Source organism: Psychrobacter sp. TB20-MNA-CIBAN-0197 (assembly GCF_040309765.1).
Lineage (GTDB): Bacteria > Pseudomonadota > Gammaproteobacteria > Pseudomonadales > Moraxellaceae > Psychrobacter > Psychrobacter submarinus.
In genome coordinates this window covers 1-280 of the sequence record NZ_JBEOPC010000415.1, presented here as the reverse complement: position 1 = coordinate 280, position 280 = coordinate 1, and the positions used below count along the sequence as shown (strand labels likewise).

The following is a 280-nucleotide window of genomic DNA, read 5'->3' as shown; positions in this document are numbered from 1 at the left end:
TTATTGTTCACTTCACCTATGAAAAAAATGATGATAAACATGATTCATCACGTTTTAATACTCTTGAATCAATTCCTTTATTAAATACTACAGTGAACTTTGCCCTAGAGAGCATGCGTGCAGAGAGTAACGTATACACAATTGGCGCACGTTATGACTTCCACCCTTCTGCTGCATTTAAAATTGACTTCAGTCGATTTGATGATGACATCACTGACACTGAAACGGATGTAGTAGCCGTTGGTGTTGATTTAGTATTTTAATTGGAGCGGAATATGAA

The 280-nt window shown here is 36.4% G+C and carries 1 protein-coding gene; it reads left to right on the top strand.

Annotated elements, in window-relative coordinates; all coding sequences use genetic code 11:
* The coding region (locus tag AAEY83_RS14285; RefSeq protein WP_351059859.1) for a hypothetical protein at nt 1-263 on the top strand (263 nt) is incomplete at its 5' end.
* Nucleotides 264-280: the final 17 nt, after the last annotated feature.